Origin of the sequence: Spirillospora sp. NPDC048911 (assembly GCF_043198015.1) — a bacterium.
GTDB lineage: Bacteria > Actinomycetota > Actinomycetes > Streptosporangiales > Streptosporangiaceae > Spirillospora.
On record NZ_JBICUD010000010.1, the window covers coordinates 369,232 to 391,760 of the forward strand.

Sequence of the window (22,529 nt, forward strand, 5' to 3'; positions counted from 1 at the left end):
CGCAGAGGAGAGCACCATGACGACGGTCGCGGATCGTCCGGGGCCTGCCGGCCCCGGGAAGACGCACACGATCGAGGCGCGCACGGCCGGCGGCCGCCGTTTCCGCCCCAAGGACCTGCCCGGCTGGGCGCTGAGCTCGGCCCTGTTCGCCCTCGTCCTGCTGGCGTGGGAGATCGTGGTCCGGGTGACCGACGTGTCGCCCATCATCGTCCCGCCGCCCAGCGACATCTCGGTGGCGCTGGCGAAGGGCGTGGTCGACGGCGATCTGGTCTTTCACACCTGGGTGACCCTTCAGGAGATCCTGGGCGGGTTCCTGCTCGCGACGGTTCTCGCGATGTCGCTTGCCCTGCTGGTCAGCCAGTCGACTCTGGCGGAGAAGGCGGTGCTGCCGTTGGTCGTGACGATCCAGGCGGTGCCGAAGGTGGCCGTCGCGCCGCTGCTGCTGATCTGGTTCGGGTTCGGGATGACCTCCAAGACCCTTACCACCGCGCTGATCGCGTTCTTCCCCCTGCTCATCAACGCGATCCTCGGGCTCAACTCCTCCGGGGCGGACGAGCGGAACATGCTCCGCTCGTTCGGGGCGTCGGAGTGGCAGGTGATGCGGCGGCTGCGCATCCCGGGGGCGATGCCGTACGTGCTCGCCGGCCTCGACTCGGCGGCGATCCTGTCGGTGCTGGGCGCCATCGTCGCCGAGTTCGTCGGCGCGCAGGCGGGCCTGGGCTATGTCATCCAGGCGTCCAACACCCAGCTCGACACCGCGTCCATGTTCGCCGTGCTGGTGATCCTGTCGATCATCGGCCTGGTGATGCACTTCCTGATCACCGGCATCGGCCGCAGGCTCGTGTTCTGGTCGGCCGACAACGACGTGCACGTCCAGGACGTGTGAGGAGGACAGGGGATGCAGCTCAAGCTCCACCCGAAAGCCCGGCCGGCGGTCCGGCCCCGGGCGGCGGTCCGGCGTCCCTCCCGGGCCGCCGCCGTCCTCGCGACCCTGGTGTGCGCGTCCGCCCTGACGGCGTGCGGCCAGCCCGTGGCGGGCGTCGGCGCGCCGGACGGCGACAAGGTCGTCATCACCCTGTCGGCCAAGACCTGGAACGCGGGCTTGGCGAGCCTTGCCGTCTCCGAGAAGCGCGGCTACTTCGCCGACGAGAACCTCAACGTCAGCTTCGTCCTGCTCGACGGGGCGACCATCCAGGCACAGCAGGTCGCCACCAACAACGCCACCGTCGGGGCCATCACCCCCGAGCCGGTCATCTTCGGCGACCAGCCGGGCAAACGGCTCAACCTGCGCTACTTCTCCTCGTTCTACCGCAAGAACATCTACGGGCTGCGCGTGCCGGCGGGCTCACCGATCAAGAGCCTGGCGGACCTGCGCGGCAAGAAGATAGGCGCCGCGTCCCTGGGCAGCGCCTCGGTGACCAACGTGCAGGTGGCGCTGCAGGACGCCGGGATCCCCAAGAGCGCGGTGACGTTCGTCGCGATCGGCACCGGCGCGCAGCAGGCGACCGCCCTGAAGAACCGGGACGTGGACGCCGTCGCCCTCTTCGACACCCAGTTCCAGATCCTGGAGAACAACGGCGTCCCGCTGCGCCGGATCCCGCTGCCGAAGATCGACGAACTCGCGGGCGGCGGCCTGGTGGCCACGTCCGCCAATCTCCGCCGCAAGCCCGAGCTGTACGCCCGCATCGGACGGGCCGTGGCCAAGGGCGTCGTCTTCGCCCAGGAGAACCCGACGGCCGCGATCAACGATCTCTATGCCGCGCATCCCCAGGCGCGCAACGCCGCCATCCCGCTGAGCAAGGCGCGGGCCAACGACACCAAGGTGCTCACCGTCCGCATGCAGACCCTAGGGGTGCAGCCCGGCGAGCAGCAGTGGGGCATCCTCAAGGCCTCCGAGCTGCAACGCAACATCGACTACATGAAACGGGCCGGCCTGATCACCCAGAACGTCGACGTGAACGACATCTTCACCTCCGACCTCACCGCCGAAATCAACAAGTTCGACCCGGCCCCCATCCGAGCGGCCGCCCGAGCGGCGCGGACGTAAGGCACAGACGTAGGCACGGGCGCAGACACAGGCGCAGGCGCGGGCCTGCTGCTCAGGCGCCGGTTCGGGAGGGCTCAAGTTCCAGTGCCTCGGCGGGTCCGGGAAACGTCGGCCGCGTTCGGGCGGGGGAGCGGCGGGAGAGCAGGCGTCCGATCAGTGCGGCGGCGAGGCCGGCCAGTCCGGCGGCCGCGAAGCCGCCCGCGGGGACGGAGGCGTCGATCGCCACCCCGACGATCGGGGAGCCGAGCGCGAAACCGGCGCTCAGCGCCGAGGACTGCAGGCCTGTCGCCTCGCCCCGCACGCCGGGCGGGGCCAGCCGGCTCACCGTGTCGGCCACCGTGGCGAGGGTCGGCGCGGTGAGGAACCCGGCGCCGACGACGGCCACGCACAACCAGGGCCAGTCGTGGGCGAGCCCGGCGGGAATCGTCACGAGCCCGAGCAGGCCGAGCAGCAGCCAGGTGGGCAACGGCCGGGTCAGCGCGCCATAGACCAGCCCGCCGATGACAGAGGTCACGCCGAGCACGGCGATGATCACGGCTGCCCAGGACACCTGACCCGCTTCTTCGAGCGTGGCGACGACGGCGAGGTCGATGCCGCTGAGCAACATCGTCGTACCGAACGCCATCGTCAGTACGGCGATCATGCGTGCGTCCAGCCATTCCCGGCGCGGGGGGCGCCCGGCCGCCGTCTCCTCCTCCTGGGCGCGCAGCGGCGGGTTGAGCATGGCGATCCCGGCTCCGCCGGCCACGATCGCGGCGCCGACGCCCCACGCGACCACGTCCGGGGACACCTTCGCCGCACACAAGATGACTATGGCCGGGCCCACCATGTACGACAGCTCGCCCTGCACCGATTCCAGCGCGAACGCGGCCCGGCGCTGTCCCGCCGTCGTCATCGCGGCGATCGCCTGCCGGGTCACGGGCTGGGCCGGCACCATCAGCAGGCCCCCCGCGAAGGCGGCGGCCAGCAGGATCCCGTACGGCATGATCGGCACGCTCAGCCAGAACACGACCTGCACCACGACGGTCACCAGCAGCACGGGCCGCAGGCCCCGCCGGTCGATCATGCGGCCGACCAGCGGCCCGCCCAGCGCCATCCCGGCGGTCAGAGCCGCCGCGACACCGCCCGCCGCCGCATAGCTCATGTCCAGGCCCAGCACGACGTACATCGTCAGCGCCATCGCGTCAGCCGTGATCGCGATACGGGCGATCATCGAGACGCCCAGCAGCGATGCCATCCCCGGCACTACGAGCACCTGTCGGTATCTGGTCACTTGTGTGACGCTAGATCACTCATGACACCATAGGAAGTGGTTAATTCGTTGGAGCCGATATAATGGATGCTTATGGCCAGGGATCTCGAAACCACGTTACTGCGCTCGTTCGTCACCGCAGTGCGGGAGGGCAGCATCAGCCGCGCCGCGGGCGCGCTCGGGCATACCCAGCCCGCGCTCAGCCAGCAGTTGCGCAAGCTCGAAAGCGCCGTCGGCCGTCCGCTGCTCTACCGGTCGTCGTCCGGCGTCTCGCCGACCCGGGCGGGTGAGCAGCTCCTGCCGTATGCCGAACGCATCCTCTCGCTTTCCGCACAGGCACTCACCGAGACCGGACGCGCGCTCACCGGCCACTGCGGCGTCGGGTTGCTCGAAGACCTCGCCGCGTCCCAGCTTCCGCAGGCCCTCGCCGACCTCGCCCGGCTGCACCCCGGTGCGACACTCGAAGTGCTCAGCGTTTCCAGGGCCGCGATGCGCGAGGCCTACGACTCAGGCCGCGTCCATCTCGTGTACGACGAGGTGCCAGACCTTCCCGGGCCGCCGCGCTGGACGGTGCGCCGCCCGCTGGTCTGGGCGATCGGCCAAGGCGTGGACGTGACCGCCGATCCGCTGCCGGTGGTGCTGTTCTCGAACCCGTGCTTCTGGCGTACGGCCGTGCTGGAAACGCTGGAACGCGCCGATCGTCCCTGGCGGGTGGCGTTCGAAAGCAACAGCCTGGTCAGCGTGCTCGCCGCACTCCGCGCCGGGCTCGGCGTCGCGGGGCTCATGCCCGCGAACCTCGAACCGGCCATGGCCTGCCACGATCCGGACGCCCTGCCCACCCTGCCGGACGTCGAACTCGGCCTGGCACGGCACCCCCGCACCGAAGGCGACCTGCTGATCGACGCCGTCGAGACCGCCCTGCGCCGCACGATCTGAGCTCCGCTCCCGCCCGTCGAGGCGGTGGATAGGGGAGTTGCGCCCACCTCGCTGGAGGGTTCAGGCCCACTGATTGTCCACGGCTCCGTTCCTAGGTTGAGATCACCCGGAACGAGGAGCCTGCATGACCGAGCACACCAGAAGAAACGTACTGCGGGGCGGCCTGGCCGCGACGGCGGCGGGCATGGCCGTCCCCGCGTTCGCCACAGGCCCCGCCGAGGCGGCCGCGACCCGCCTGACGCCGTCCTGCCCGCCGCCGCCTGGCCCGGCCAAGGTCGGACGGCGCGATCCGCGCTTCCTTTCGCTGGCCTCGCGGGGATACAACCGGCGGTTCGTGGGCAAGCCCGAGCACGTCTGGGTGGTCGGCACGACCGAGCATGTCGTGCGAGCCGTCCAGGACGCGGTCGACAGCGGTAAGAGAGTCACGGTCCGCAGCGGCAGCCATGGCTTCGAGGACTTCGTCGCCGATCCCGCAGTACGGGTTGTCATTGACACCTCCGCCATGACCGCCGTCTACTACGACCCCAGCCGCCGTGCCTTCGCCGTAGAAGCAGGTGCGTTGCTGGGAGATGTGTACCGCAGGCTCTACCTTGGCTGGGGCGTGACGATTCCTGCCGGATGGTGTCCTTCCGTAGGCGCGGGCGGGCACGTCCTGGGCGGAGGCTTCGGTCCCCTGTCGCGATCGATGGGTTTGGCCGTAGACCACCTCCACGCTGTAGAAGTCGTCGTGGTGGACCGTACAGGCAAGGCACGCAGCGTCGTGGCCACCCGCGAACCGTCCGACCCGAACCGCGACCTGTGGTGGGCGCACACCGGCGGCGGAGGCGGCACGTTCGGCATCGTCACCCGCTACTGGTTCCGCACGCCCGGCGCGCGCGGCGACGACCCCGCCCGTCTGCTGCCCGCGCCGCCGCCCACCATGGTGACCTTCACGATCGCGTGGGACTGGAACAAGCTGACCGAGACGTCCTTCGCCCGTTTGGTGCGCAACCACAACATCTGGGTGGAACGCAACAGCGCCCCGGGTTCGCCGTCCACCAAGCTCTACAGCGAGCTCCAGCTCAATCGCCGTGAGATCGGCTCGATCGGGATGATCGGTCAAGTGGCGTCCGAACGGCTCCTGGACGAGCATCTGGCCGCGATCAATCAAGGCGTCCCCGTCACCCCCACCCGCCAGGTGAAGACCCAGGCCTGGCTCGCCGCCGCCCTGGCCGGCTCGCCGGGCGACCCCGGACCCGCGTACCGGCTGAAGGTCAAGTCCGCGTACCTGCGGCGCCGCCTGACCGACCGGCAGATCGGCGTCCTGCACCACCACCTGACCCGGACCGACTACGACCATCCGGGCGGCAGCCTGAGCCTCTACACCTTCGGCGGCCAGGTCAACACGCTCCCCTCGGACGCGACGTCGGCGCCCCACCGCGACACGATCATGAAGCTGTTCTTCGTCAACGGCTGGGAGAACCCCGCCGACGACGCGCGGCACATCACCTGGCTGCGAGAGCTTTACCGCGACCTGTACGCCGACACCGGCGGCGTCCCCTCACCTGAGGACGGCGCGTTCATCAACTACCCCGACACCGATCTCGCCGACCCTGCCCTGAACACCGGCGCCCCCTGGCAGACCCTCTACTTCAGGGACAACTACGTCCGACTTCAGCAGATCAAGGCCAAGTGGGACCCGCGCGACATCTTCCACCACGCCCTCTCCGTGAGGCCGCCGAAGTGAGGGCAGGTCACACGAGCGCGCCGCCGTACGCCGCCTGGAGCGGCCCCAGGTCGGGCTCACCGAAGCGGTCCAGCAACGCCGCGAACCTGGCGGGCTTGTCGGCGCCGTACCGCGCGACGCTCACCGCAAAGGACGCGGCGCTCACGAACACCGGGGGATCGGTCTTGGAATGGAACTTGTCGGCGAACATGACCAGCTCCTCCTCACCGGTCTCCGCCAGGTAGTCCCCAACCGGAATGGACAAATTGTGAGTGGTCACATCGTCACGGCTCAGCCCCACACCGGTGTGACACGAGCAGAACCGGCACAAGACCTCCGGAAATCCCAAGCCGCGAAGGAGGGCATGGCCCAGCACGCCGTGGCGGATGTACCGGGAATGGTCCAGCTCGCCGGACGGCCCGTAAAGCGCGTAAACGCCGATGTCGTGCAGAAGGCATCCGGCGCGGACGAGCTCGGCATCCAGATCGACGTCATGCCGGGAAAGGAGCTGCTCGGCCACCTCGCAAACGATCTGGCAATGCGTGTAGACGAGCTCGAAGGCCGCGGCCGACGGGGCGTACTCCTCATGCAGGGCACGGATCTCGCGATCGCTGGGAATCTGGATGCCGGCTCGGCCTGGCAAGGAACCCCTCCTCCTTGCTCAGCGGACGTCGACGTAGTCGTCCGTCGACTTCTGCGCATCGTAGCGACCGGCGGCCGGCGGCCGGGAAGTAGGCGCGCCACGTTCCATCACGCTTCGCCGTGAAACTCTTGCGGGGACTGGTGGCGGACGTCGGCGGCGGGTAAGACATCAGGCCGGTGGCGCCTCGTCATCGATGTCGAGGGCGTCGAGCTCGTTGTAGATGTCGTCATTGATCGAATTCATCGAGCGCATTCCGCCGGTGGCCATCCGCAGGGCGCGCCCGAGTCCGCGCGCGTGCCCTGCGGCCTCCTGCACCGCCTCGGCCAGAGTGCGGGAGCCGTAAACGTCGCCGCCTTCCGGATCACGGTCGAAGCGGGGGGCGGCCGTCTGGGTGACGAAGTCGTGCGTCTGCTCCAGGATGGTGGGCAGCAGGTCGGCCGCGGCCGACAGCGCGCCCAGCACCTGGTGGGCGTCCGAGGGGTAGCGCAGCCCGCCACGGTCGGACGCGGTGGCACGAGCCAGCAGCAGGACCGCCTCGCGGATGCCCTCGGCGATCGCGCGGGTCTGCTCGGGCCCTTCGGGGTCGCCGGGAATCTCGATCACGTGGCCTTCCTCTCGCAGACGGGCTGCCGTCAGACAAACCTCCCGCACAGAATCCGGCAACCACCCCGACCGCGTCCACGACGGAAGCGGCGCCCGTCGTGATCGACCGAGATGTGGCCTGCCACCCGCCCCGACCATCACTTCGTGTTCGATCTGGAGCCGACCCGACGATCTGGGGATCTCCTGCCCAGAGCGACCGAGCTTCACTACCTGCTGGCGGAGCGGTTCGCGGGAGAGACGGCGCTGACCGAGTTCGCCGAGCAACTGCGTCACGAACGCTCGCCCGGTGAGCGATGAACCAAGCATGGAGAACGTTCTTGAGGCGGGCGGGCGGCGCCGGGGGACGTGACGGCGCCCCCGCCCTTCTCGCTTACTCGGCTTTGGCGGCTTCGAGGATGGGGATGGTGGCGGCTCGGCGGGCGGGGAGGGCCGAGGTGGCCAGGGTGACCAGGGCGGCTCCTGCCGTGATCGCGGCGAGCAGCCACAGGGGCGGGTTCGGCTCGGCGAACGAGCTGCCGGTGGCGGCGTGGAGGACGGCCACCGAGCCCAGCGCGGCGCCTGTGCCCAGGAGGGTGCCGAGCAGGACCACGGTGGCCGCCTCCCAGCGGACGACCTGCCGGATCTGCGACATGGTCGCGCCGACCGCTCCCAGCAGGCCGAACTCGCGCGTTCGCTCACCGACGCTCATGGAGATCGTGGTGGCCATGCCGAAGAGGGCGAGCACGAGGGACATGCCGATGAAGCCGTAGATCACCTTCATGCCCTTGGTGAGGGCCTCGGCGGCCATGTCGACGTAGGCGTTGCGGTCGACCAGTTTGGCGCCGGGGACGTTCGCGATGGCGCGGGAGAGGGCGTCGGGCGAGCCACCGCGGATCAGTACTGCCTGGGTCGCCGCGCTTGGGTCCAGTTTTTCCATCGTGGCGGGCGCGACGAGGGCCTGGTCGGCGAAGAGGTGGGACGGGTCGTGGTAGGCGCCGGCGATCGTGAGACGTACCCGGCCCTGCGCGGCGCGCAAGATTATGGTTTGGCCGCGCTTGAGTTTGTGCGCCTTCATGGTGGTCGAGGTGAGCCCGATCTCGCCGGGGGCGAGGGCGGGCAAGTGGCCGCCGAGACGCAGCACCTGGCGGAGGGTGGGCTGGTCAGCGCCGGTCACGGTGACGTAGGGAGGTACTTCGTCGGACGCTTTGGAGCCGATGATTTTGGCGTCCGAGGAGATGAGGGGGATCGCGGTGGTTACTCCTGGGACGGCGGCGATCTTGGCTGCCACGTCGCGGGGGAGCGGGGCGCGGCCGTCGCCCGTCATGGCCGAGGACGTGACGACGTGGTCGGCCTGCAACACCTCGCGTCCGGCCTCGTCGAAGCGCGCGTTCGAGGAGAGGACGAGCGTCGCGGTCGCCCCGACCAGGGCGACGCCGAGCATGAGCGAGGACGCCGCGGACGACACGCGGCGGGGGCTGCGGGTGATCGTGGCGCGGGCGACCCGTCCCGCTTCGCCGCTTACCGCCATGCCCAGGCGGCCCACCAGGCCGCCCAGCGGTCCGACGAAGAAGGGGCCCAGCACGGCGAGGGCGGCGACGGTGATCATCGAGCCGATCATCACCAGCGCGGCGATGCCCACGGTGCGGTCAGGTCCGGGCGCCTCGGTCGCGGCGATCCCGAACGCCGGGCCGAAGAACATCCAGGCGCAGGCGAAGACGGCCAGCGCGCCGACCAGGCGGGGCCACGAGCGGCCCGACGAGTCGGCGGCGGTCGTGCGCAGCGCCTGCATGGGGGAGATGCGGGCGGCGCGGCGGGCGGCCCGCCAGGCCGCGAGCTGGGTGACCACGATCCCGGCGGCGCCCGGAACGGCGAGCGCGACCCAGCCGAACTGCGCGTCCGCCGCCGAGATGTCGAAGCCGTCCTGGGCGAAGAGCCGCGTCAGCAGGCCCGACACCGGGTAGCCGAGCAGGACGCCGCCCACGGCCGCGACCAGCCCGACGGCGAGCGCCTCGAAGCGGATCAGCCGTTTGATCTGGCGCGGGGTGGCGCCGATCGCGGCGAGCAGGGCCAGGCGGCGAGATCGCTGGCGGACGAGGGTGCCGAAGGTGTTCGCCACGACGAAGAGCCCGACGAAGACGGCGACCGAGGAGAGCATGGCGATCGCCCCGCCGATCGAGGTGCCCATGCCCGCCACGTCGGCCGACTGGGCATCGCGCAGGGACTTCGCCGTTCTGACGGTCGCGTCGTTCTGGCTACGTTTGAGCTGGTCGCGCAGGCGGACGGCGGGAACGTCCGGCGCGGCCTTCACCCAGACGCTCTGCCAGACGCCCGGCGCCAATCCGGCGGCCCGGCTCATCGTCTCTGGGGTCGCCAGCACAAGCGCGCCGCTCGCCACGGCGCTGCGTCCCGACACGGTGACGACGCCGACGACCTTCGTCCGCAAGGTCTCGCGGGGGAGCGTCAGGTTCAGTTCCGCCCCTGTGCCGAGGCGGCCGGAGCGTGCGATGTGACGCACGACCGCGACCTCACCGGGCGCGGCGGGAGCGCGGCCGGACTCCAGCTTGTACGGGTTGAGCGAAGGCTCGGCCACCCACGGGCGCAGCAGCGTGCGTCCGCCGGCGGGCGGAACGATCATCTTGCCGCCGGGCGTCGCCGCGGTCACCGGGACCGCGGCATCGCCCGCCACCGCGGCGACGCCCGGACGGCCCGCCACCTGATCGAGACGGACGCGGCCGTCCGGCGCGGCGTACAGGTCATCGGGATCGGTCTGACCGCCCTGGACGAGCACGTCGGCGCGCGCGTACTCGCTGGCGTCGCTGCCCGACACCGCGGCCTGGGCGCGCAGCGTGAACTGGATCGATCCGGCGATCAGCCCGACCGAGAACATCGCCGCCAGCAACGTGGCGGTCAGCCGGAGCCACCCTTCGGCGAACGAGCGGCGTGCGATGAGCCACATCGTGCTCAGCCCTCCATCCGGCGCATGCGCGCGTGAACGCCGTCGATGGTCGGGGCGTGCAGCTCGTCCACGATCCGGCCGTCCGCCAGGAAGAGCACGCGGTCGGCGTACGAGGCGGCGACCGGGTCGTGCGTCACCATGATCACGGTCTGCCGGTAGGCGTCGACCGCGCGGCGCAGGAAGCCCAGCACCTCGGCGCCGGAACGCGAGTCGAGGTTGCCGGTGGGCTCGTCGGCGAACAGCACCTCCGGCCGCGTCAGCAGCGCCCGCGCCACCGCCACCCGTTGCTGCTGACCGCCCGACATCTCAGCCGGCCGGTGACCCAGCCGTGGGCGCAGGCCAAGAGCGTCCACGACCGTGTCGAACCATTGCCGGTCCGAGCGCCGGGCGGCCAGCCGTCCGGTAAGCCGGATGTTCTCCTCCGCGGTGAGCATCGGCAAGAGGTTGAACGACTGGAACACGAAACCCAGCCGATCGCGACGCAGCTTGGTCAGCCGGGTGCGGGAGAGCTTGGTGATGTCCACGTCCCCGATCAGCACGCTGCCGGACGTCACCGTGTCGAGCCCCGCGAGGCAGTGCAGGAACGTCGACTTGCCGGAGCCGGACGGGCCCATGATCGCGGTGAACTGCCCCCGGTGGAACTCCGCGGCGACACCGCGCAAGGCCGTCACGGCACCGTCGCCGGACCCGTACGACTTCACGAGATCGAACGCGGCGGCGACCCGTTCGGCGGGAGCGCCCGGGGCCGGGTGGGATGAGGCGGGGGACCCTGAGGCGGGGTGGGGTGAGGCGGCGGCGGTCTGCGTCATGCCCTCAAGCCAACCGTGGCGCCGCCCCCGGCACATTGGCGCGACCTGGAGACCTCGCCCTGGTGCCAGCCCTACCAGTAGCCGATGGTTTGCCGCCCTCCCCGCCGCGGCGAAAGGCGAGCGCGTCCCGGCGCCACGGGACCTGCCTGCTGAGGTGTCATGACCTGTAACCACCGAATTGGAAGGCGACTTGGCTGGCCCGCAGTTTGAAGTCGCCGAAGAGCTTGGTCCCTCCGGTGTGGAGGTTGATGATGAGGCCTCTGATGCCCGTGATGTCGTCTTGGCGGCCGGGCCGGCCAGGCGGGTTCTTCCAGGGCGACCCGGGCGGGTCCGTGGAGGTCAAGACCTCTGACGGCCCTGTCCAGCCGACGATGCCCGTCAAGGCCTCGCCGCCGGGCAGCCGGGTGCTGAGTGTCCGGGTGACCTTTCCCGTGCGCACGTCGACGAGCATGCCCTCGCCCTCCGAGTGGGCGTTGGCGAACAGCGTCCGGCCGTCGGGCGAAAGCCGGTTCTCGCCCGTCGCCATGGACAGATCCACTCTGGGGTCGAGCGGCACACGGTTACGCACCCGGCCGTCGGGGCCGGTGAGCACCAGGTTGGTCTGCTTGCCCCGCTTTTCGGTCAGGACGACAGCGGCAGAGTCCTGGCCGACGCCGACGCCGACGACGGACGTGCTGGGCAGGTCCGACACCGCACCGGTCGTCGTGTCTGCGAGCAGAGCCTTCCGGGCCACGGTGTCGTCAGCAGTGTGCGCCACGAGCCGCCGGCCGTCCCCAGAGAACACCAGCGTGTAGGGATTGCGGTAGAGCTCGGTCATCGGTACCCGCCGGTCGATCGGGACGATCCGGCCGGACGAGAGCTCACGGACCACGAAACGTTCGTCCTTCGCCTGGTAGTAGGCGATGCGCCGACCGTCCGGGCTGATCGTCAACGGGGCGTTGGAGTTCATGTAGCTACCGGTGCTCTTCGGGTACGAGCCGACGCCCTCGGTGAGACGCCACTGCCTGCCGGACCGGCCGAGCAGCCTCCATTGCGCACAGTCGCCCGTGAGCCCCTTGCCGCTCGGGACATCCTTCTGCTTGCACCGGTCGAGAAAGGCGTACGTGACCGGATCGTTCATCTTCTTCGGCAGGGGGCCGGGCAGCGCGCCGTCGTTGAGCACGCCGTTCCGCGGAACGGTCACGTTCACAGCGGGCGGAGCGGAGTCGGTGGTGCCGCCGACCAGAACCGAGCCCGTCACGACCGCGGCCGCGGCACCGGCGGCGGCGATGGGCATCGCGATCAGGCGCACGCGCCTGCGGCGGCGGGCCCGGGCGATGACGCGGCTGGTCAGCACGGTTTGCGGGGCCGGCGCCTGCTCGGCGAGGTCGCTGAGGGCGTGGTGGAGTCGCGAGGTCATCGGGCCGCCTCCGGGGTCTGGATGTCGGTCAGAAGATCGGCGAGGCCGGGTTCGAGGACGCGCAGCCGGGCCAGCGCGCGGTGCGTCTGGCTCTTGACCGTCCCGGTCGAGCAGCCCAGCAGCTCGGCGGTCTCGTGCTCCGAACGGTCCTCGTAGAAACGCAGCACGATCACGGCGCGCTGCTTGGCGGTGAGCTTGCCGAGCGCCTGCCGAAGGACCATCGACAGCAGCGCGCCGTCGGCGAAGTCGGGATATCGCTCGCCATCCGGGGGAGCCGCGCTGGGCAGCTCGCCGCGCCGTCCGCGCCGCCGCCACCAGCTGATGTGCTCGTTGTAGAGCATCTTCCGCACGTACGCCTCAGGATCGCCCACCGAGGCCACGCGCCGCCATCGCGGTGCGACCTTGACCAGCGTGCTCTGCACGAGGTCCTCGGCGAGGTGGCCGTCCCCGGTCAGCAGGTACGCCGACCGCAGCAGCGCCTGTCCCCGCGCCGCCACGAACTCGGGTAGACCGTCATATCGCGCCATTCCGCCTCCTTGTCACCCGTTACACACGCCAGGAGGCCCGCGCGGGTTGGCGCCTGCCTGAAAGTTTTTGATCTCCATACGAGCAGAGCCCTGGTGGGACGCGAGACGACGCCCGTGCAACCCGCGCCGGCCCGCCGGGGTTCCTCCTCCCATCGGCTTGATCGCGATCGAGAGGAACACGATGACCGAGCAGCTCATGGACAGGCCCGCCGAGCAGGTGATGACGTCCCGGCACAGGCTGATCCTGGTTCTCCTGCTCGGGGCCCAGTTCATGCTCGCGGTCGACTTCTCGGTGCTCAACATCGCCACGCCCGCCATCGGCTCCGAACTCGGTTTCGCGCCAGGCAACCTGCAGTGGATCGTCACCGCCTTCATGTTGCCCGCGGCAGGCCTCACCCTGCTGTTCGGCCGCGTCGCGGACCTGTTCGGCCGGCGCAACCTCTTCCTTCTGGGCATGCTGGTCCTCGGCGCGGCGTCGCTGATCGGCGGCCTCGCGCAGTCGCCCGCGATGCTCCTGACCGGACGCCTCGGGCAGGGGCTCGCCACCGCGATGGCCACCCCCGCCGCGATGTCGCTGCTCACCACGTCCTTCCCCGAAGGGCCGCTCCGCCGGCGCGCCCTCGGGCTCAACGGCACCCTGCTGACCGGCGGCTTCGCGCTGGGATCGGTGCTCGGCGGCGTGCTGACCGACCTGCTGAGCTGGCGCTGGGCGTTCCTGATCAACCTGCCGGTCGTCGCGCTCATCCTGCTCATCGCCCCGCGTGTTCTGGACGACACGAACGAGCGGACGCGCACCCGCCTCGACGTCCCCGGCGCGGTCACGGTCACCGGCGGCCTGCTGAGCCTGGTGTACGGGATCTCCGCGACCGAGCAGAAGGGCTGGGGCGACCCCCTTGTCATCGGCTGCCTGATCCTCGCCGTCGCCCTCCTGATCGCGTTCTGGTTCATCGAGCTGCGCAGCCCGCACCCCCTCGCGCCGGTCAGCGTGCTCAAGCGGCCGACCGTCCGCTGGGGCAACTTCGCGGGGCTCCTCGTCATCGGCATGCCCAGCGCGATCGTCTTCCAGATGACGCTCTACCTGCAGGACGTGCTCGACTACGAGCCGCTCGCGGCGGGCCTGGCGTTCGGCGGGTCCAGCATCGCGGCGATCGCGGGCGGGCTCCTCGCCCCCCGCGTGATCGGCGCCATCGGCGGCAAGCCGACCCTCGTCACCGCACTGACGATCCAAGGACTGGGCATCCTGGGCCTGCTGACCCTGAACGAGAACGCCACGGGCATCTACATCGTCCTCATCGCCGTCGCGGTCGCATTCTTCGGTCACGCCCTGGGCCTCGTCTCCTACACGGTCATCGCGACCTCTGGACTGCCCAACGAGGAGCAGGGCCTGGCCACCGGACTCAGCACGATGAGCCAGCAGATCGCCCTGACCCTAGGCACCCCAGTACTGGCCGCGGTAGCGCTCTACGGCACCGCCGCCAACGCCCTCAACGGCATGCGCCTAGCCGTACTCGTAGCCGCCGCAGCCAGCCTCACCGGCGCAGCCCTAATAGCCGCCTTCTTCCGCAGCCACAAAGAGAACCGGACGCCAAGCGAAAGCTGAGCGCTCGCCGTGGAAACTCGGTGGACGTGTGGTCGTTCGTGTCGTACACATGCTGGCCAAGGGGCATAGGCGCCGCTGGGGCCCGGGGAACTTGGTGAGGAGGCCGGGTGCAGGAGATCGAGTTCCGGCTGGTTGGGGGCGGGTCTATTGAGATCTTCATCGATGGCGTCCGGTTGCTGGATTTGGTGCGTACCGCAGAGCTTCCGTATGCGCGGGACGAGCAGCTTGAACGCGCCGACGAGTTCGTGCCTGAGGAAGCGCCTTTGCTGGCGGGCGAGTACAGCTCCTTCCTTGGGCGCTGGACGGGCTGGCCGACCCGGCACTATCTGGGTGAGCCTGTAGAAACGGCGTACAACCAGGAAGACGACGAGACCATGCTGCTGGGATGCATGTGCGGCATCTCGGAGTGCTGGGCGCTGCTGGCCAGGATCGAGGTCACCGATTCGCAAGTGCGCTGGTCTGGATTTCGCAACAACCACCGGGACTGGGACTTGTCGGCGACGCTCGGGCCGTTCGTCTTCTCGCGTCCGCAATACGAACAGGCCCTTGCTCGCACCGCGTCGTGATCAAACCGATGCGCGGATATGAGTATCCGTACTCAGGACCGGATGATCGTCGTGTGCGACCGTCAGCGCCATGGACAATCCAGGGTCGGGTGAACGATCGGCATTGATCCTCGCGGTGGCGGCGTCCGGGATCGGTGTGCTGGTCAGCGCCGGGGCCGGTCAGGGGCCGGTGCCCAGGGCGCTCGCCACTCGAAGCGTGGGCGGGCTTTGGAACGGCGACGCGCTTCTGGCGGCGGGCCTTCCGGTGGCGGCGGTCGTCGCTGGTCTCGTGTTGATCCGCTGGTGGCCCTGGCTGCTCCTGGCGGGAGCGGCGTTGACCCTGCCGGCCACGATGGTGCCCTATCTGGACGCGTTGCAGTCTCGTCCGACCGTGGGCCATCTGGGTTCGGCGGGGGTGGCGCTGGTGTTGGTGGCGGTGCTGGCCGCAGCTCAGGAGCTGTTGGACGGGGGACGCGTCAGAGCCGGGGTGGCGTTGGCCGGTTCCGCGGCGGGAGCGGGATTGGTCGGCGCCGCGCTGGTGGGTGCCGGCTGGCTCAGCATGCCGTGGCGAACGGACGCCTTGCATCTGGGGCTGACCGTGGTCGCCTTGGCCGGTGCTGGGGTGGCGGTGGCGCGACTACAGGGGACGGTGCGGCGGTGGCCAGGCGTCCGGGTCACGGTGGCCGGGGTGTTGGCGACGCTAGTGGCGTTCCTTCCGGCTGCAGTGACCCTGGACCGGGTGACCCGGCTGCTGGAGGTCTCCCAAGAGTCGCTGGCACGTCGACCGTATGTGATGGTCGGGATGCTCGGCTTGGCGACCCTGATCGTCGCCGGGATCGCCGCGATGCTGGCGGGAGTGTGGGCGGGGACCGCCGTGCTGGCGGTGGCCGCGGTGCAGGCCGGAACGGCCGCGCCGGTGTTGCTCGGGCTGTCCGGCACCGCGCAGCATCGGGCTTTCGCCGTGGTGGCGGCGCTGGTGGGGCTGGCTGCGGGCGTCGCGGCGGCGACCACCCGGTGGCGGGCGGTCCTGGCGATCTCCGGAGGCGTGGCCTGCGGTCTGGTGCTGCTCCTGCTGGTGGCGGCGACCGGCGGAGTCCCCGAGAAGCTGATCACGCAGGCGCGGTGGATTCCGGCGGGGCTGCTGCTGGCGCTGCTGGTCGCCACGGTGACGTGCACCGTGGCAGCGGTGGCCCCGGCCACGACGCGAGGCGGCGGAACACCGGCCGTGCTCGGTCCGATCGCGGGAGCCCTCGCGATCGGCGGCCGCGAGGCGATCACCCTGACCCAGCTCAACGACGGCCAACCGGAGCCCAGCTATCTCAACTCCGTGCACCACCTCGGTTCTTCTGCTGCTCTGCTGTTCATCGCCGCATTGCTGGTGGCCTTCCTAGCCGCAGCCCGCTTCCTGCTCGCCCAGCGCGATTCCGACACCTCCCCAGGCGATACGCACCTGGCACAGGTGTAGGTCGCTGTCGGCGCATGGCTGGGTAGTTGAGCGAGCGAGCTGGTGGGTTGGTGCGGTCGGGTGGGGTCTCTCCTGGGGCGGAGAGACGGGCGTGCGTCCCTTCGGCGCGGGTCAGTGCTTTTCTGGGACGAGTGGCTGCCAGGCCTTGGCGTGCTCCTGCGCGTACGTCTGCAATGAGCGGGCGGGGTGGCCGGTGATGCGTTCGACTGTGTCGGTCACCACGGCGTTGTGTCCGTCGCGGATGAGCTGGAACAGTGCCCGCTGCCATGTGATCGAACGTTCGTCGAGGCCCGCCTTCCGCAGCTCGGCGGCGTGCTCGTCCGGGGTGAGGGCGGCGTAGCGCAACTCTCGGCCAGCGGCCTCGGCCAGAATCTGTACGGCTTGGGCGTGGGTGAGCGCTCGCGGGCCAGTGAGGACGTGGACGGCGTCGGCGTGGCCCTCCTCGGTGAGGGCGGCGGCCGCCACCTCGGCGATGTCGCGGGTGTCGACGAAGCCCACTTCGGCGTCGGCGGCCGCCAGCGCCAGTACGCCAGGGTCGCGCAGGGACGAAGCGAAGCCTTCACCGAAGTTCTGCTGGAACCAGTTCGGCCGCAGGATCGTCCAGTCCTTTCCTGAGGCGCGCACGTCCTCCTCCCATCGCGCCATCGGGATCGCTTCGGGCAGCAGTTCCACGCCCAGTATTGAGAGGAGTGCGACCCGTCGCGCGTGCGGTGCCACGGCGAGAAGGTCGCCGATCAGACCCGGCTGGTCGGGATGCATGTACGGGCCGACCACGTACAACGCTTCGACGTCTCGCAGCGCCTCCTGCCATGTGCTGCGATCGGTCCAGTTGAAGCGCACCGGCTCGGCTTGGTGTGGGCGAGGTACGGGGTTGCGGCTGGCCGCGCGTACCGGCAGGCCGCGTTCAACCAGCGCGTTCACCACAGGCCTGCCGGTCTTGCCGCTGGCTCCGATCACCAGGACGGTCATCGTGGTTCTCCCTTCATCGGTCTTTCTGAGGCGAGGTTATGGAGCCCCGGCCGGACGCTGAATGCCTCAGACGCCGGAGAACATGTCTTATAGTCCGGTTCATGGACGTGCTTTCCGATGCGCTCGCCGCGATGCGGACGGGCATCACCCGTTCGGCACGCACCGACGTCCGCGCCCCCTGGGGGTTGCGCTTCCCCGCGATCACCGGCACGTCGTTCCACGTCGTACTCGAAGGCGCCTGCCTGCTGATGCCCGGCGGCGGCGACCCGCCACTCGCGCTCGGTCCTGGCGACGTGGTCTTCCTGCGCGAAGGCGGCGAGCACGCGCTGGCCGACGCTGAAGACACCCCATTGACCGACTTCGTTCCTGACCGGCCGGATCCCTCTTCGCCCGTCGGCCATGTTCACGTCGACGGCCCTGGAAAGCGGACGATCCTGCTCTGCGGCGCCTACCAGCTCGACCGGACGCGGCCGCACCCGCTGATGCGAGAGCTGCCAGAGCTCGTGCGCCTGTCCGCCCACGCCGAGCTTGGCCGCCTGGTCGACCTGCTAGCCGCCGAACTCGCCCGCCCGCGTCCTGGCAGCGACGGGATCGTGCCCGCCCTGATCGACGCGATGCTCCTGTACATCCTGCGTGCCTGGGAAGAGGAACGTGCCGCCGACTCCCAGTCTCCGCCAGGCTGGGCGCGGGCCCTCGCCGACCCGGTCATCGGCCGCGCCCTGCAGGACATGCACGCCCGCCCCGGACATCCCTGGACCGTCGCCGAACTGGCGGCGCGGAGAGGGCTCTCGCGATCGACGTTCGCGGAGCGCTTCACCGCGTTGGTGGGCGAGCCGCCGATGACCTACCTGACTTGGTGGCGCTTGACCAGCGCGGGCCGCCTGCTCCGCGAGCCCGGCGCCTCGGTGCGGACGGTGGCCGAACGCGTCGGCTACACGTCCGAGTTCGCCTTCGCCAAGGCGTTCAAGCGCGAGTACGGCATCGCGCCCGGCGCCTACCGCCACCAGTGAGGCTCCTCGTGACGGGAACGCCAACGCACCGATGATCAGCGTGGCTGGTCGCGTACCCGCCGATCGCCGCGACCAGGTCGATCGGCGGGTGACTGGGGAGCCTTGACCTCGCCGAAGATCAGGCGGTGGCCGCGGGCTGTGTCCACGTATTCGCGGACCCGGTGGATCAGGTCGTTCTTGAGCTCGAAGACGAAGCAGTAGTCGTTGGCGTAGTGATTGCCGTTGGCCAGGGTCGCCGTCATTGCCGCCTCCACGGTCGCCCGTTCGCCGCCGGTGTGCGACGCGTGGAGCGAGAGGGCGACGTCACGCACGAACAGCCGAGGGAAATCCTCGGCGAAGAAGCGCGCGATCGCCTTCTCGCCCACCATGTGGTGGGCCACCCCGAGCGCGACGGCGGTTGCGTTTCCAGGGGGTGACAGCCATTCGGCGTCCTCGGTGAGAACGGCGCAGATCTGATCGGGGTCGTTGCTGGCGAGCGCTTGGAAAGCGTTCTGGATGATGTCGTGACTCATGAGCCCAACTGTCACCGACGCGTGCCGTAGGCGTATTGGACAAATGTTCCGGCCGATCGCCTCTTAACATGGGGCCATGCGATCCACTGCGCACGAGCGTGGAGCTGTGGCCGGGTGGGGCGTGGTGAGGGCGCCGAGGCCCGGCCGGGTGGCCGGTGTCAGCATGGCCGTGTTCCGTGGCGGCTTCGCGGGTCCGGTCGACGTGCGAGTGGTTCCGCACCCTTCCGTCACGCTCGTCCTGGAGTTCGGCAACGGTCCGCTCGTCGTGGACGCCGCCACCGGCCTGCAGCAGCGGGGAAACCTTGCCGCCGGGTTCCTGCACGGCGCTCTTCGCGTGCGTGGCGAAAACATCGAGTGCTTGCAGGTGCGTCTGTCCCCGGTGATCGCATACGCCGTACTCGGCGCGTCGCCATCGGAACTGGACCATACCGTCGTCGCCCTGGACGACGTGTGGGGGCAGGACGCGGCACGGATACGACAGCGGCTCGGCGACGCAACGTCCTGGCAGGAGCGGTTCGCGTTGGTGGAGGCGTTGCTGGCCCGCCGAGCAGCGGTGGGGACGTCGGTGGACCCCGAGACGGCCCGGGTGTGGAACCAGATCGTCGTCAGTCGCGGCCAGGCCCGGATCGAGGACCTCGCGGCCGAGGTCGGGTGGAGCCGCAAGCGCCTGTGGTCCCGATTCCGGTCGCAGATCGGGCTTCCTCCCAAACGCGCGGCGAGGCTGGTCCGCTTCGACCATGCCGCGCATCGCCTGGCCGCGGGCCACAGCGTGGCCGAGGTCGCAGCCGAAAGCGGTTACGTCGACCAATCCCACCTGCATCGGGACGTTCTGGCGTTCACCGCGGTGACTCCGGCGACCGTGGTCGGTCAACCCTGGCTGGCGGTGGACGGCATCGCGTGGGCAGGGAACAGCGTCGCCAATTCAGCCTGACTCTCCGCCCACCTGCTTACCCATGCAGCCCGCATCGTTCGGCTCGGGTGCAGTTCTGTGAAACACAATCTGCATTCGGCCCTGCTCCCACTCCGCCACCACAACAGCCTTCTGTTTCCGCCGACTCTGGTTGCAGATCCGGGGTCACAGCCGGGTCACAGGTCTTGGCACCGTGCCGTGACCGTTCGTTGGCTAGAAAGTTGCGGCGGAAGGTGACCACAAAAGGAAGGAGCAGGCCATGGCCAAGGACGGGGAATGGGACCGGCGTTCGCTGCTGCGGGGCGCCGCCGTGGCGGCCGGTGCCGCCGCGACCGTGCCACTGCTGGGCAAGGCGGCCACGGCGCAAACCCGCGGCGGTGACGCGGACGCGCTGTTCAGGGCCGGGAAGTTCGAGCAGGCTGGCCGCGCGTACGAGGCGATCCTGAAAACAGATCCCAAGAATGTGCACGCGGCCCGCCAGCGCGGCTATGTCGGGCTGCTGAGCAACAGATTTCCCGAGGCTGAGAAATATCTCAAGACGGCCCTCGAACTGGCGCCCGCCGACAAGGAGACCAACCACCTCCTGGCCGACTGCTACATCCGGCAGGACAAATTCTCCCTCGCCGTGCCCCGCTGTGAAGCGGCCGGCGAAGACGTCTACGCCAAATGGTTCGGGGCGGTCAGCGGCGAGCCGTATCAGATCCACGGCGACATCGGGCGGGTGCCGTGGCAGGAGCTCGACCCGGCACCGCTAATGGAGGCCTCGCTCAACGGCGGACCGGCGAAGCGCCTTACCTTCTACACCCGCGTCCCGTGGCTGGGCCTGTCCGCGGACGTAGCCGAGGAAGCCGGGCTGAGGGCCGTCGCCAGCCAGACGATCGAATACCAGGGCCAGACCGTCTGGATGTACTTCGGGGTACTGGAATCGTTCAAGCTGGGCGGCATCGAACTGCGCAACGTCCCCGTGCAGTGGTCGAGGTCGGAGTCGGAGCTACAGGCGCCGGCCAGCGACGGCCTCATCGGCACGTGGATCCTGTACCACTTCCTGACCACCATCGACTATGCGGGCCGGTCGCTGATCCTGCGCCGCCGCACTCCCGAAACGGCCAGGAAGGTGCGCGCCGACGCCATCCAGGCGGGGGCCAAGCCCCTGCCGCTGTGGCTGGCCCGTGAGCACCTGCTCCACAGCAGCGGCAGCATCGCCGACTCCGGAACACAGGTGGTGGCCCTGAACATCGGCGGAGGCGGCGAAATGGTCGCGGGAATGTCCGGGGAAACGGCCGAGCAGCTGGGAATCCGCACCGACTATGACCGTCCCATCGAGGCCTTCGCCGGAGGCCAGCCGGTCGTCAGCTACCCCTGCTATCCGAAAGAGGTCCGCCTCGGCAACGCCGTCGCCAAGCACGTCTACTGCTACACGGACAAAGGTGGCGGCGCCGGCGGCTTCGCGTTCGCGGACGCGAAGGCTGCTTCACCCGGCGACTACGGGTTCGACATTCTGGGCCACTTCGCCCACAGCTTCTACAAGCCCTACAACGTCACCCTCGACTTCACCGATATGAACGTCTACATCGCCCGCGGCAAGGCCACCTGATCGCCGCGAAATTGCAAGAGGCGCAGACCTGAGCACGGCCAAGCGAGCCTCTTCGACGCTGACGACACCACCTTCGAGCACAGCGAACTCCTCACGGCGAGTGCGTCGTAGCGCCCCACGGACTCCTTGCGGGTAAGCGCGACGTAACGTCCGTCCTAGCGGGACGGTCAGCAGCGGTGAGCATGTGAATCGGCATGCTCACCGCTGCACCTGAACGACCGACCCCAGTCTCCGCAGGACCAAACGCCCGGCGGCAGCGGTCAGCGCATGGCCTGGAACAGTTCACGCCCGCCTTCGGGGAACTCGTCCCAGGACATGGGCTTCACGATCGTCTCCGTGAACGCGATCCCGCGCACCCGGCCGGGATGGCGGGCGGCCCAGTCGAATGCGAGCGCGCCGCCCCAGTCATGTCCGATCAGGACGACGTCGTCGAGCTCGAGTGCGTCGAACCAGGCGTCCAGATAGCGGGCATGGTCGTCGAAGCCGTAGCCGATATCTGGCTTGCCTGATTCGCCCATCCCGATGAGGTCGGGTGCCAGCCGCCGGCCGGGGTCGCCGACGGCCGGCAGGACGCGCCGCCAGAGATGGGACGAGGTGGGGTTGCCGTGCAGAAAGACCATCGGCACGCCGGTGCCGGTCTCCCGGTAGAAGATCGTCGAATCGAGAACATGGGCGACAGGCATGGAAGCTCTCCGTTTCCGTATGCGGACTCGGCGAGGCTACTGTCCCTGGGCTAGTAGGTACCTACAGGAAAGTGACCTGTTTGTGGGCTAGATCACTTGCCGGATGCGCGGTCGACGGTCACACCCAGACGTAGTTGTCGTCGGTGACGGCGGGCAGGGACGCGCTGGTGAGGGCGGCGCGCGGGCTGTGCAGCGCGGCCAACGCGCGGATGAGGGCTACCTCGTCGCCGCAGAACACCAGTGCGCCGACGCGGATCTTGATGCGGGAGAAGGGTGATGCGGGGCTGGACGAAGTCGTCATGGCGGCCAGTATCCGCGGTGGATGGCCAAGATCGGCCGGGTGGCCTCGGGCAACAACTACGCGACGGTGATCCGGACGATCCAC

The 22,529-nt window shown here is 69.6% G+C and carries 22 protein-coding genes; 11 read left to right on the forward strand and 11 right to left on the reverse strand.

Translation table 11 applies throughout. The annotated features are described in order from the left end of the window. The first annotated feature begins 16 nt into the window (after positions 1 to 16). The gene (locus ACGFNU_RS38720; protein WP_392601558.1) at positions 17 to 886 is read left to right on the forward strand and encodes an ABC transporter permease; all 870 of its coding nucleotides are present in this window, start codon (positions 17 to 19) and stop codon (positions 884 to 886) included. A 12-nt stretch (positions 887 to 898) separates the two neighbouring features. Continuing rightward, entirely contained in the window at positions 899 to 2,047 is a 1,149-nt protein-coding gene (locus tag ACGFNU_RS38725) for an ABC transporter substrate-binding protein (RefSeq protein ID WP_392601559.1), read from the forward strand. 52 nt (positions 2,048 to 2,099) lie between these two features. On the opposite strand, the gene ACGFNU_RS38730 is transcribed toward ACGFNU_RS38725, so the two are convergent. Then, positions 2,100 to 3,320 (reverse strand): MFS transporter, encoded by a 1,221-nt coding sequence (locus tag ACGFNU_RS38730; RefSeq protein ID WP_392601560.1) that lies wholly within the window; start codon positions 3,318 to 3,320, stop codon positions 2,100 to 2,102. Between the two features lie 72 nt (positions 3,321 to 3,392). Here ACGFNU_RS38730 and ACGFNU_RS38735 point away from each other — a divergent pair, with 72 nt between their 5' ends. Together ACGFNU_RS38735 and ACGFNU_RS38740 are read left to right on the forward strand one after the other, a co-directional pair. Beyond that, positions 3,393 to 4,235 carry a LysR family transcriptional regulator gene (locus ACGFNU_RS38735; RefSeq protein ID WP_392601561.1) on the forward strand — a complete coding sequence of 281 codons (843 nt, stop codon included), beginning with the start codon at positions 3,393 to 3,395 and terminating at the stop codon, positions 4,233 to 4,235. A gap of 124 nt (positions 4,236 to 4,359) precedes the next feature. After that, positions 4,360 to 5,961: an FAD-binding protein gene (locus ACGFNU_RS38740; RefSeq protein ID WP_392601562.1), complete on the forward strand. Its 1,602-nt coding sequence runs from the start codon at positions 4,360 to 4,362 to the stop codon at positions 5,959 to 5,961. A gap of 7 nt (positions 5,962 to 5,968) precedes the next feature. On the opposite strand, the gene ACGFNU_RS38745 is transcribed toward ACGFNU_RS38740, so the two are convergent. Continuing rightward, positions 5,969 to 6,565 carry an HDIG domain-containing metalloprotein gene (locus tag ACGFNU_RS38745; protein ID WP_392601681.1) on the reverse strand — a complete coding sequence of 199 codons (597 nt, stop codon included), beginning with the start codon at positions 6,563 to 6,565 and terminating at the stop codon, positions 5,969 to 5,971. 186 nt (positions 6,566 to 6,751) lie between these two features. Further along, a complete protein-coding gene (locus ACGFNU_RS38750) occupies positions 6,752 to 7,186 on the reverse strand; it encodes a hypothetical protein (protein ID WP_392601563.1) in 435 nt (144 codons plus the stop codon). Between the two features lie 144 nt (positions 7,187 to 7,330). Here ACGFNU_RS38750 and ACGFNU_RS38755 point away from each other — a divergent pair, with 144 nt between their 5' ends. Then, on the forward strand, positions 7,331 to 7,483 hold the full coding sequence (locus tag ACGFNU_RS38755) for a hypothetical protein (RefSeq protein ID WP_392601564.1): 153 nt from the start codon (positions 7,331 to 7,333) through the stop codon (positions 7,481 to 7,483). A gap of 73 nt (positions 7,484 to 7,556) precedes the next feature. Here ACGFNU_RS38755 and ACGFNU_RS38760 read toward each other — a convergent pair whose 3' ends face one another. The 4 genes from ACGFNU_RS38760 to ACGFNU_RS38775 form a co-directional block, all read right to left on the reverse strand. Then, on the reverse strand, positions 7,557 to 10,121 hold the full coding sequence (locus ACGFNU_RS38760) for an FtsX-like permease family protein (protein WP_392601565.1): 2,565 nt from the start codon (positions 10,119 to 10,121) through the stop codon (positions 7,557 to 7,559). Between the two features lie 5 nt (positions 10,122 to 10,126). Further along, positions 10,127 to 10,930 (reverse strand): ABC transporter ATP-binding protein, encoded by an 804-nt coding sequence (locus tag ACGFNU_RS38765; protein WP_392601566.1) that lies wholly within the window; start codon positions 10,928 to 10,930, stop codon positions 10,127 to 10,129. A 157-nt stretch (positions 10,931 to 11,087) separates the two neighbouring features. Continuing rightward, entirely contained in the window at positions 11,088 to 12,329 is a 1,242-nt protein-coding gene (locus tag ACGFNU_RS38770) for a hypothetical protein (protein WP_392601567.1), read from the reverse strand. After that, positions 12,326 to 12,856 (reverse strand): SigE family RNA polymerase sigma factor, encoded by a 531-nt coding sequence (locus ACGFNU_RS38775; RefSeq protein WP_392601568.1) that lies wholly within the window; start codon positions 12,854 to 12,856, stop codon positions 12,326 to 12,328. Before ACGFNU_RS38775 ends, ACGFNU_RS38770 begins: the two co-directional genes overlap by 4 nt. A gap of 181 nt (positions 12,857 to 13,037) precedes the next feature. Here ACGFNU_RS38775 and ACGFNU_RS38780 point away from each other — a divergent pair, with 181 nt between their 5' ends. From ACGFNU_RS38780 to ACGFNU_RS38790, 3 genes are all read left to right on the forward strand, one after another. Continuing rightward, complete coding sequence (locus ACGFNU_RS38780) at positions 13,038 to 14,456, forward strand: MFS transporter (protein WP_392601569.1); 1,419 nt, start codon at positions 13,038 to 13,040, stop codon at positions 14,454 to 14,456. A 107-nt stretch (positions 14,457 to 14,563) separates the two neighbouring features. Then, positions 14,564 to 15,022, forward strand: a complete 459-nt coding sequence (locus ACGFNU_RS38785) for a hypothetical protein (RefSeq protein ID WP_392601570.1) — start codon at positions 14,564 to 14,566, stop codon at positions 15,020 to 15,022. Positions 15,023 to 15,092: 70 nt separating this feature from the next. Beyond that, positions 15,093 to 16,466: a hypothetical protein gene (locus ACGFNU_RS38790; RefSeq protein ID WP_392601571.1), complete on the forward strand. Its 1,374-nt coding sequence runs from the start codon at positions 15,093 to 15,095 to the stop codon at positions 16,464 to 16,466. Between the two features lie 111 nt (positions 16,467 to 16,577). Here ACGFNU_RS38790 and ACGFNU_RS38795 read toward each other — a convergent pair whose 3' ends face one another. Continuing rightward, the gene (locus tag ACGFNU_RS38795; RefSeq protein ID WP_392601572.1) at positions 16,578 to 17,435 is read right to left on the reverse strand and encodes an NAD(P)H-binding protein; all 858 of its coding nucleotides are present in this window, start codon (positions 17,433 to 17,435) and stop codon (positions 16,578 to 16,580) included. A 101-nt stretch (positions 17,436 to 17,536) separates the two neighbouring features. Here ACGFNU_RS38795 and ACGFNU_RS38800 point away from each other — a divergent pair, with 101 nt between their 5' ends. Continuing rightward, the gene (locus tag ACGFNU_RS38800; protein WP_392601573.1) at positions 17,537 to 18,445 is read left to right on the forward strand and encodes an AraC family transcriptional regulator; all 909 of its coding nucleotides are present in this window, start codon (positions 17,537 to 17,539) and stop codon (positions 18,443 to 18,445) included. Positions 18,446 to 18,480: 35 nt separating this feature from the next. Here the strand turns inward: ACGFNU_RS38800 and ACGFNU_RS38805 are convergent, their stop codons facing one another. Then, a complete protein-coding gene (locus ACGFNU_RS38805; protein WP_392601574.1) occupies positions 18,481 to 18,957 on the reverse strand; it encodes a nuclear transport factor 2 family protein in 477 nt (158 codons plus the stop codon). Positions 18,958 to 19,120: 163 nt separating this feature from the next. Here ACGFNU_RS38805 and ACGFNU_RS38810 point away from each other — a divergent pair, with 163 nt between their 5' ends. Both ACGFNU_RS38810 and ACGFNU_RS38815 read left to right on the forward strand, forming a co-directional pair. Further along, positions 19,121 to 19,888, forward strand: a complete 768-nt coding sequence (locus tag ACGFNU_RS38810; protein WP_392601575.1) for a helix-turn-helix domain-containing protein — start codon at positions 19,121 to 19,123, stop codon at positions 19,886 to 19,888. 238 nt (positions 19,889 to 20,126) lie between these two features. Further along, on the forward strand, positions 20,127 to 21,461 hold the full coding sequence (locus ACGFNU_RS38815; protein WP_392601576.1) for a tetratricopeptide repeat protein: 1,335 nt from the start codon (positions 20,127 to 20,129) through the stop codon (positions 21,459 to 21,461). A gap of 260 nt (positions 21,462 to 21,721) precedes the next feature. Here the strand turns inward: ACGFNU_RS38815 and ACGFNU_RS38820 are convergent, their stop codons facing one another. Both ACGFNU_RS38820 and ACGFNU_RS38825 read right to left on the reverse strand, forming a co-directional pair. Beyond that, positions 21,722 to 22,144: an alpha/beta fold hydrolase gene (locus ACGFNU_RS38820; RefSeq protein WP_392601577.1), complete on the reverse strand. Its 423-nt coding sequence runs from the start codon at positions 22,142 to 22,144 to the stop codon at positions 21,722 to 21,724. A 118-nt stretch (positions 22,145 to 22,262) separates the two neighbouring features. Then, positions 22,263 to 22,445, reverse strand: a complete 183-nt coding sequence (locus tag ACGFNU_RS38825; protein ID WP_392601578.1) for a hypothetical protein — start codon at positions 22,443 to 22,445, stop codon at positions 22,263 to 22,265. Between the last annotated feature and the right edge of the window lie 84 nt (positions 22,446 to 22,529).

Coding starts and splice junctions, on each gene's coding strand:
- ACGFNU_RS38775 (WP_392601568.1), bottom strand. CDS start 12,856: ATGGCGCGATATGACGGTCTACCCGAGTTCGTGGCGGCGCGGGGACAG.
- ACGFNU_RS38820 (WP_392601577.1), bottom strand. CDS start 22,144: ATGCCTGTCGCCCATGTTCTCGATTCGACGATCTTCTACCGGGAGACC.
- ACGFNU_RS38795 (WP_392601572.1), bottom strand. CDS start 17,435: ATGACCGTCCTGGTGATCGGAGCCAGCGGCAAGACCGGCAGGCCTGTG.
- ACGFNU_RS38805 (WP_392601574.1), bottom strand. CDS start 18,957: ATGAGTCACGACATCATCCAGAACGCTTTCCAAGCGCTCGCCAGCAAC.
- ACGFNU_RS38720 (WP_392601558.1), top strand. CDS start 17: ATGACGACGGTCGCGGATCGTCCGGGGCCTGCCGGCCCCGGGAAGACG.
- ACGFNU_RS38810 (WP_392601575.1), top strand. CDS start 19,121: ATGGCCGTGTTCCGTGGCGGCTTCGCGGGTCCGGTCGACGTGCGAGTG.
- ACGFNU_RS38735 (WP_392601561.1), top strand. CDS start 3,393: ATGGCCAGGGATCTCGAAACCACGTTACTGCGCTCGTTCGTCACCGCA.
- ACGFNU_RS38760 (WP_392601565.1), bottom strand. CDS start 10,121: ATGTGGCTCATCGCACGCCGCTCGTTCGCCGAAGGGTGGCTCCGGCTG.
- ACGFNU_RS38800 (WP_392601573.1), top strand. CDS start 17,537: ATGGACGTGCTTTCCGATGCGCTCGCCGCGATGCGGACGGGCATCACC.
- ACGFNU_RS38790 (WP_392601571.1), top strand. CDS start 15,093: ATGGACAATCCAGGGTCGGGTGAACGATCGGCATTGATCCTCGCGGTG.
- ACGFNU_RS38725 (WP_392601559.1), top strand. CDS start 899: ATGCAGCTCAAGCTCCACCCGAAAGCCCGGCCGGCGGTCCGGCCCCGG.
- ACGFNU_RS38780 (WP_392601569.1), top strand. CDS start 13,038: ATGACCGAGCAGCTCATGGACAGGCCCGCCGAGCAGGTGATGACGTCC.
- ACGFNU_RS38770 (WP_392601567.1), bottom strand. CDS start 12,329: ATGACCTCGCGACTCCACCACGCCCTCAGCGACCTCGCCGAGCAGGCG.
- ACGFNU_RS38815 (WP_392601576.1), top strand. CDS start 20,127: ATGGCCAAGGACGGGGAATGGGACCGGCGTTCGCTGCTGCGGGGCGCC.
- ACGFNU_RS38765 (WP_392601566.1), bottom strand. CDS start 10,930: ATGACGCAGACCGCCGCCGCCTCACCCCACCCCGCCTCAGGGTCCCCC.
- ACGFNU_RS38825 (WP_392601578.1), bottom strand. CDS start 22,445: ATGACGACTTCGTCCAGCCCCGCATCACCCTTCTCCCGCATCAAGATC.
- ACGFNU_RS38740 (WP_392601562.1), top strand. CDS start 4,360: ATGACCGAGCACACCAGAAGAAACGTACTGCGGGGCGGCCTGGCCGCG.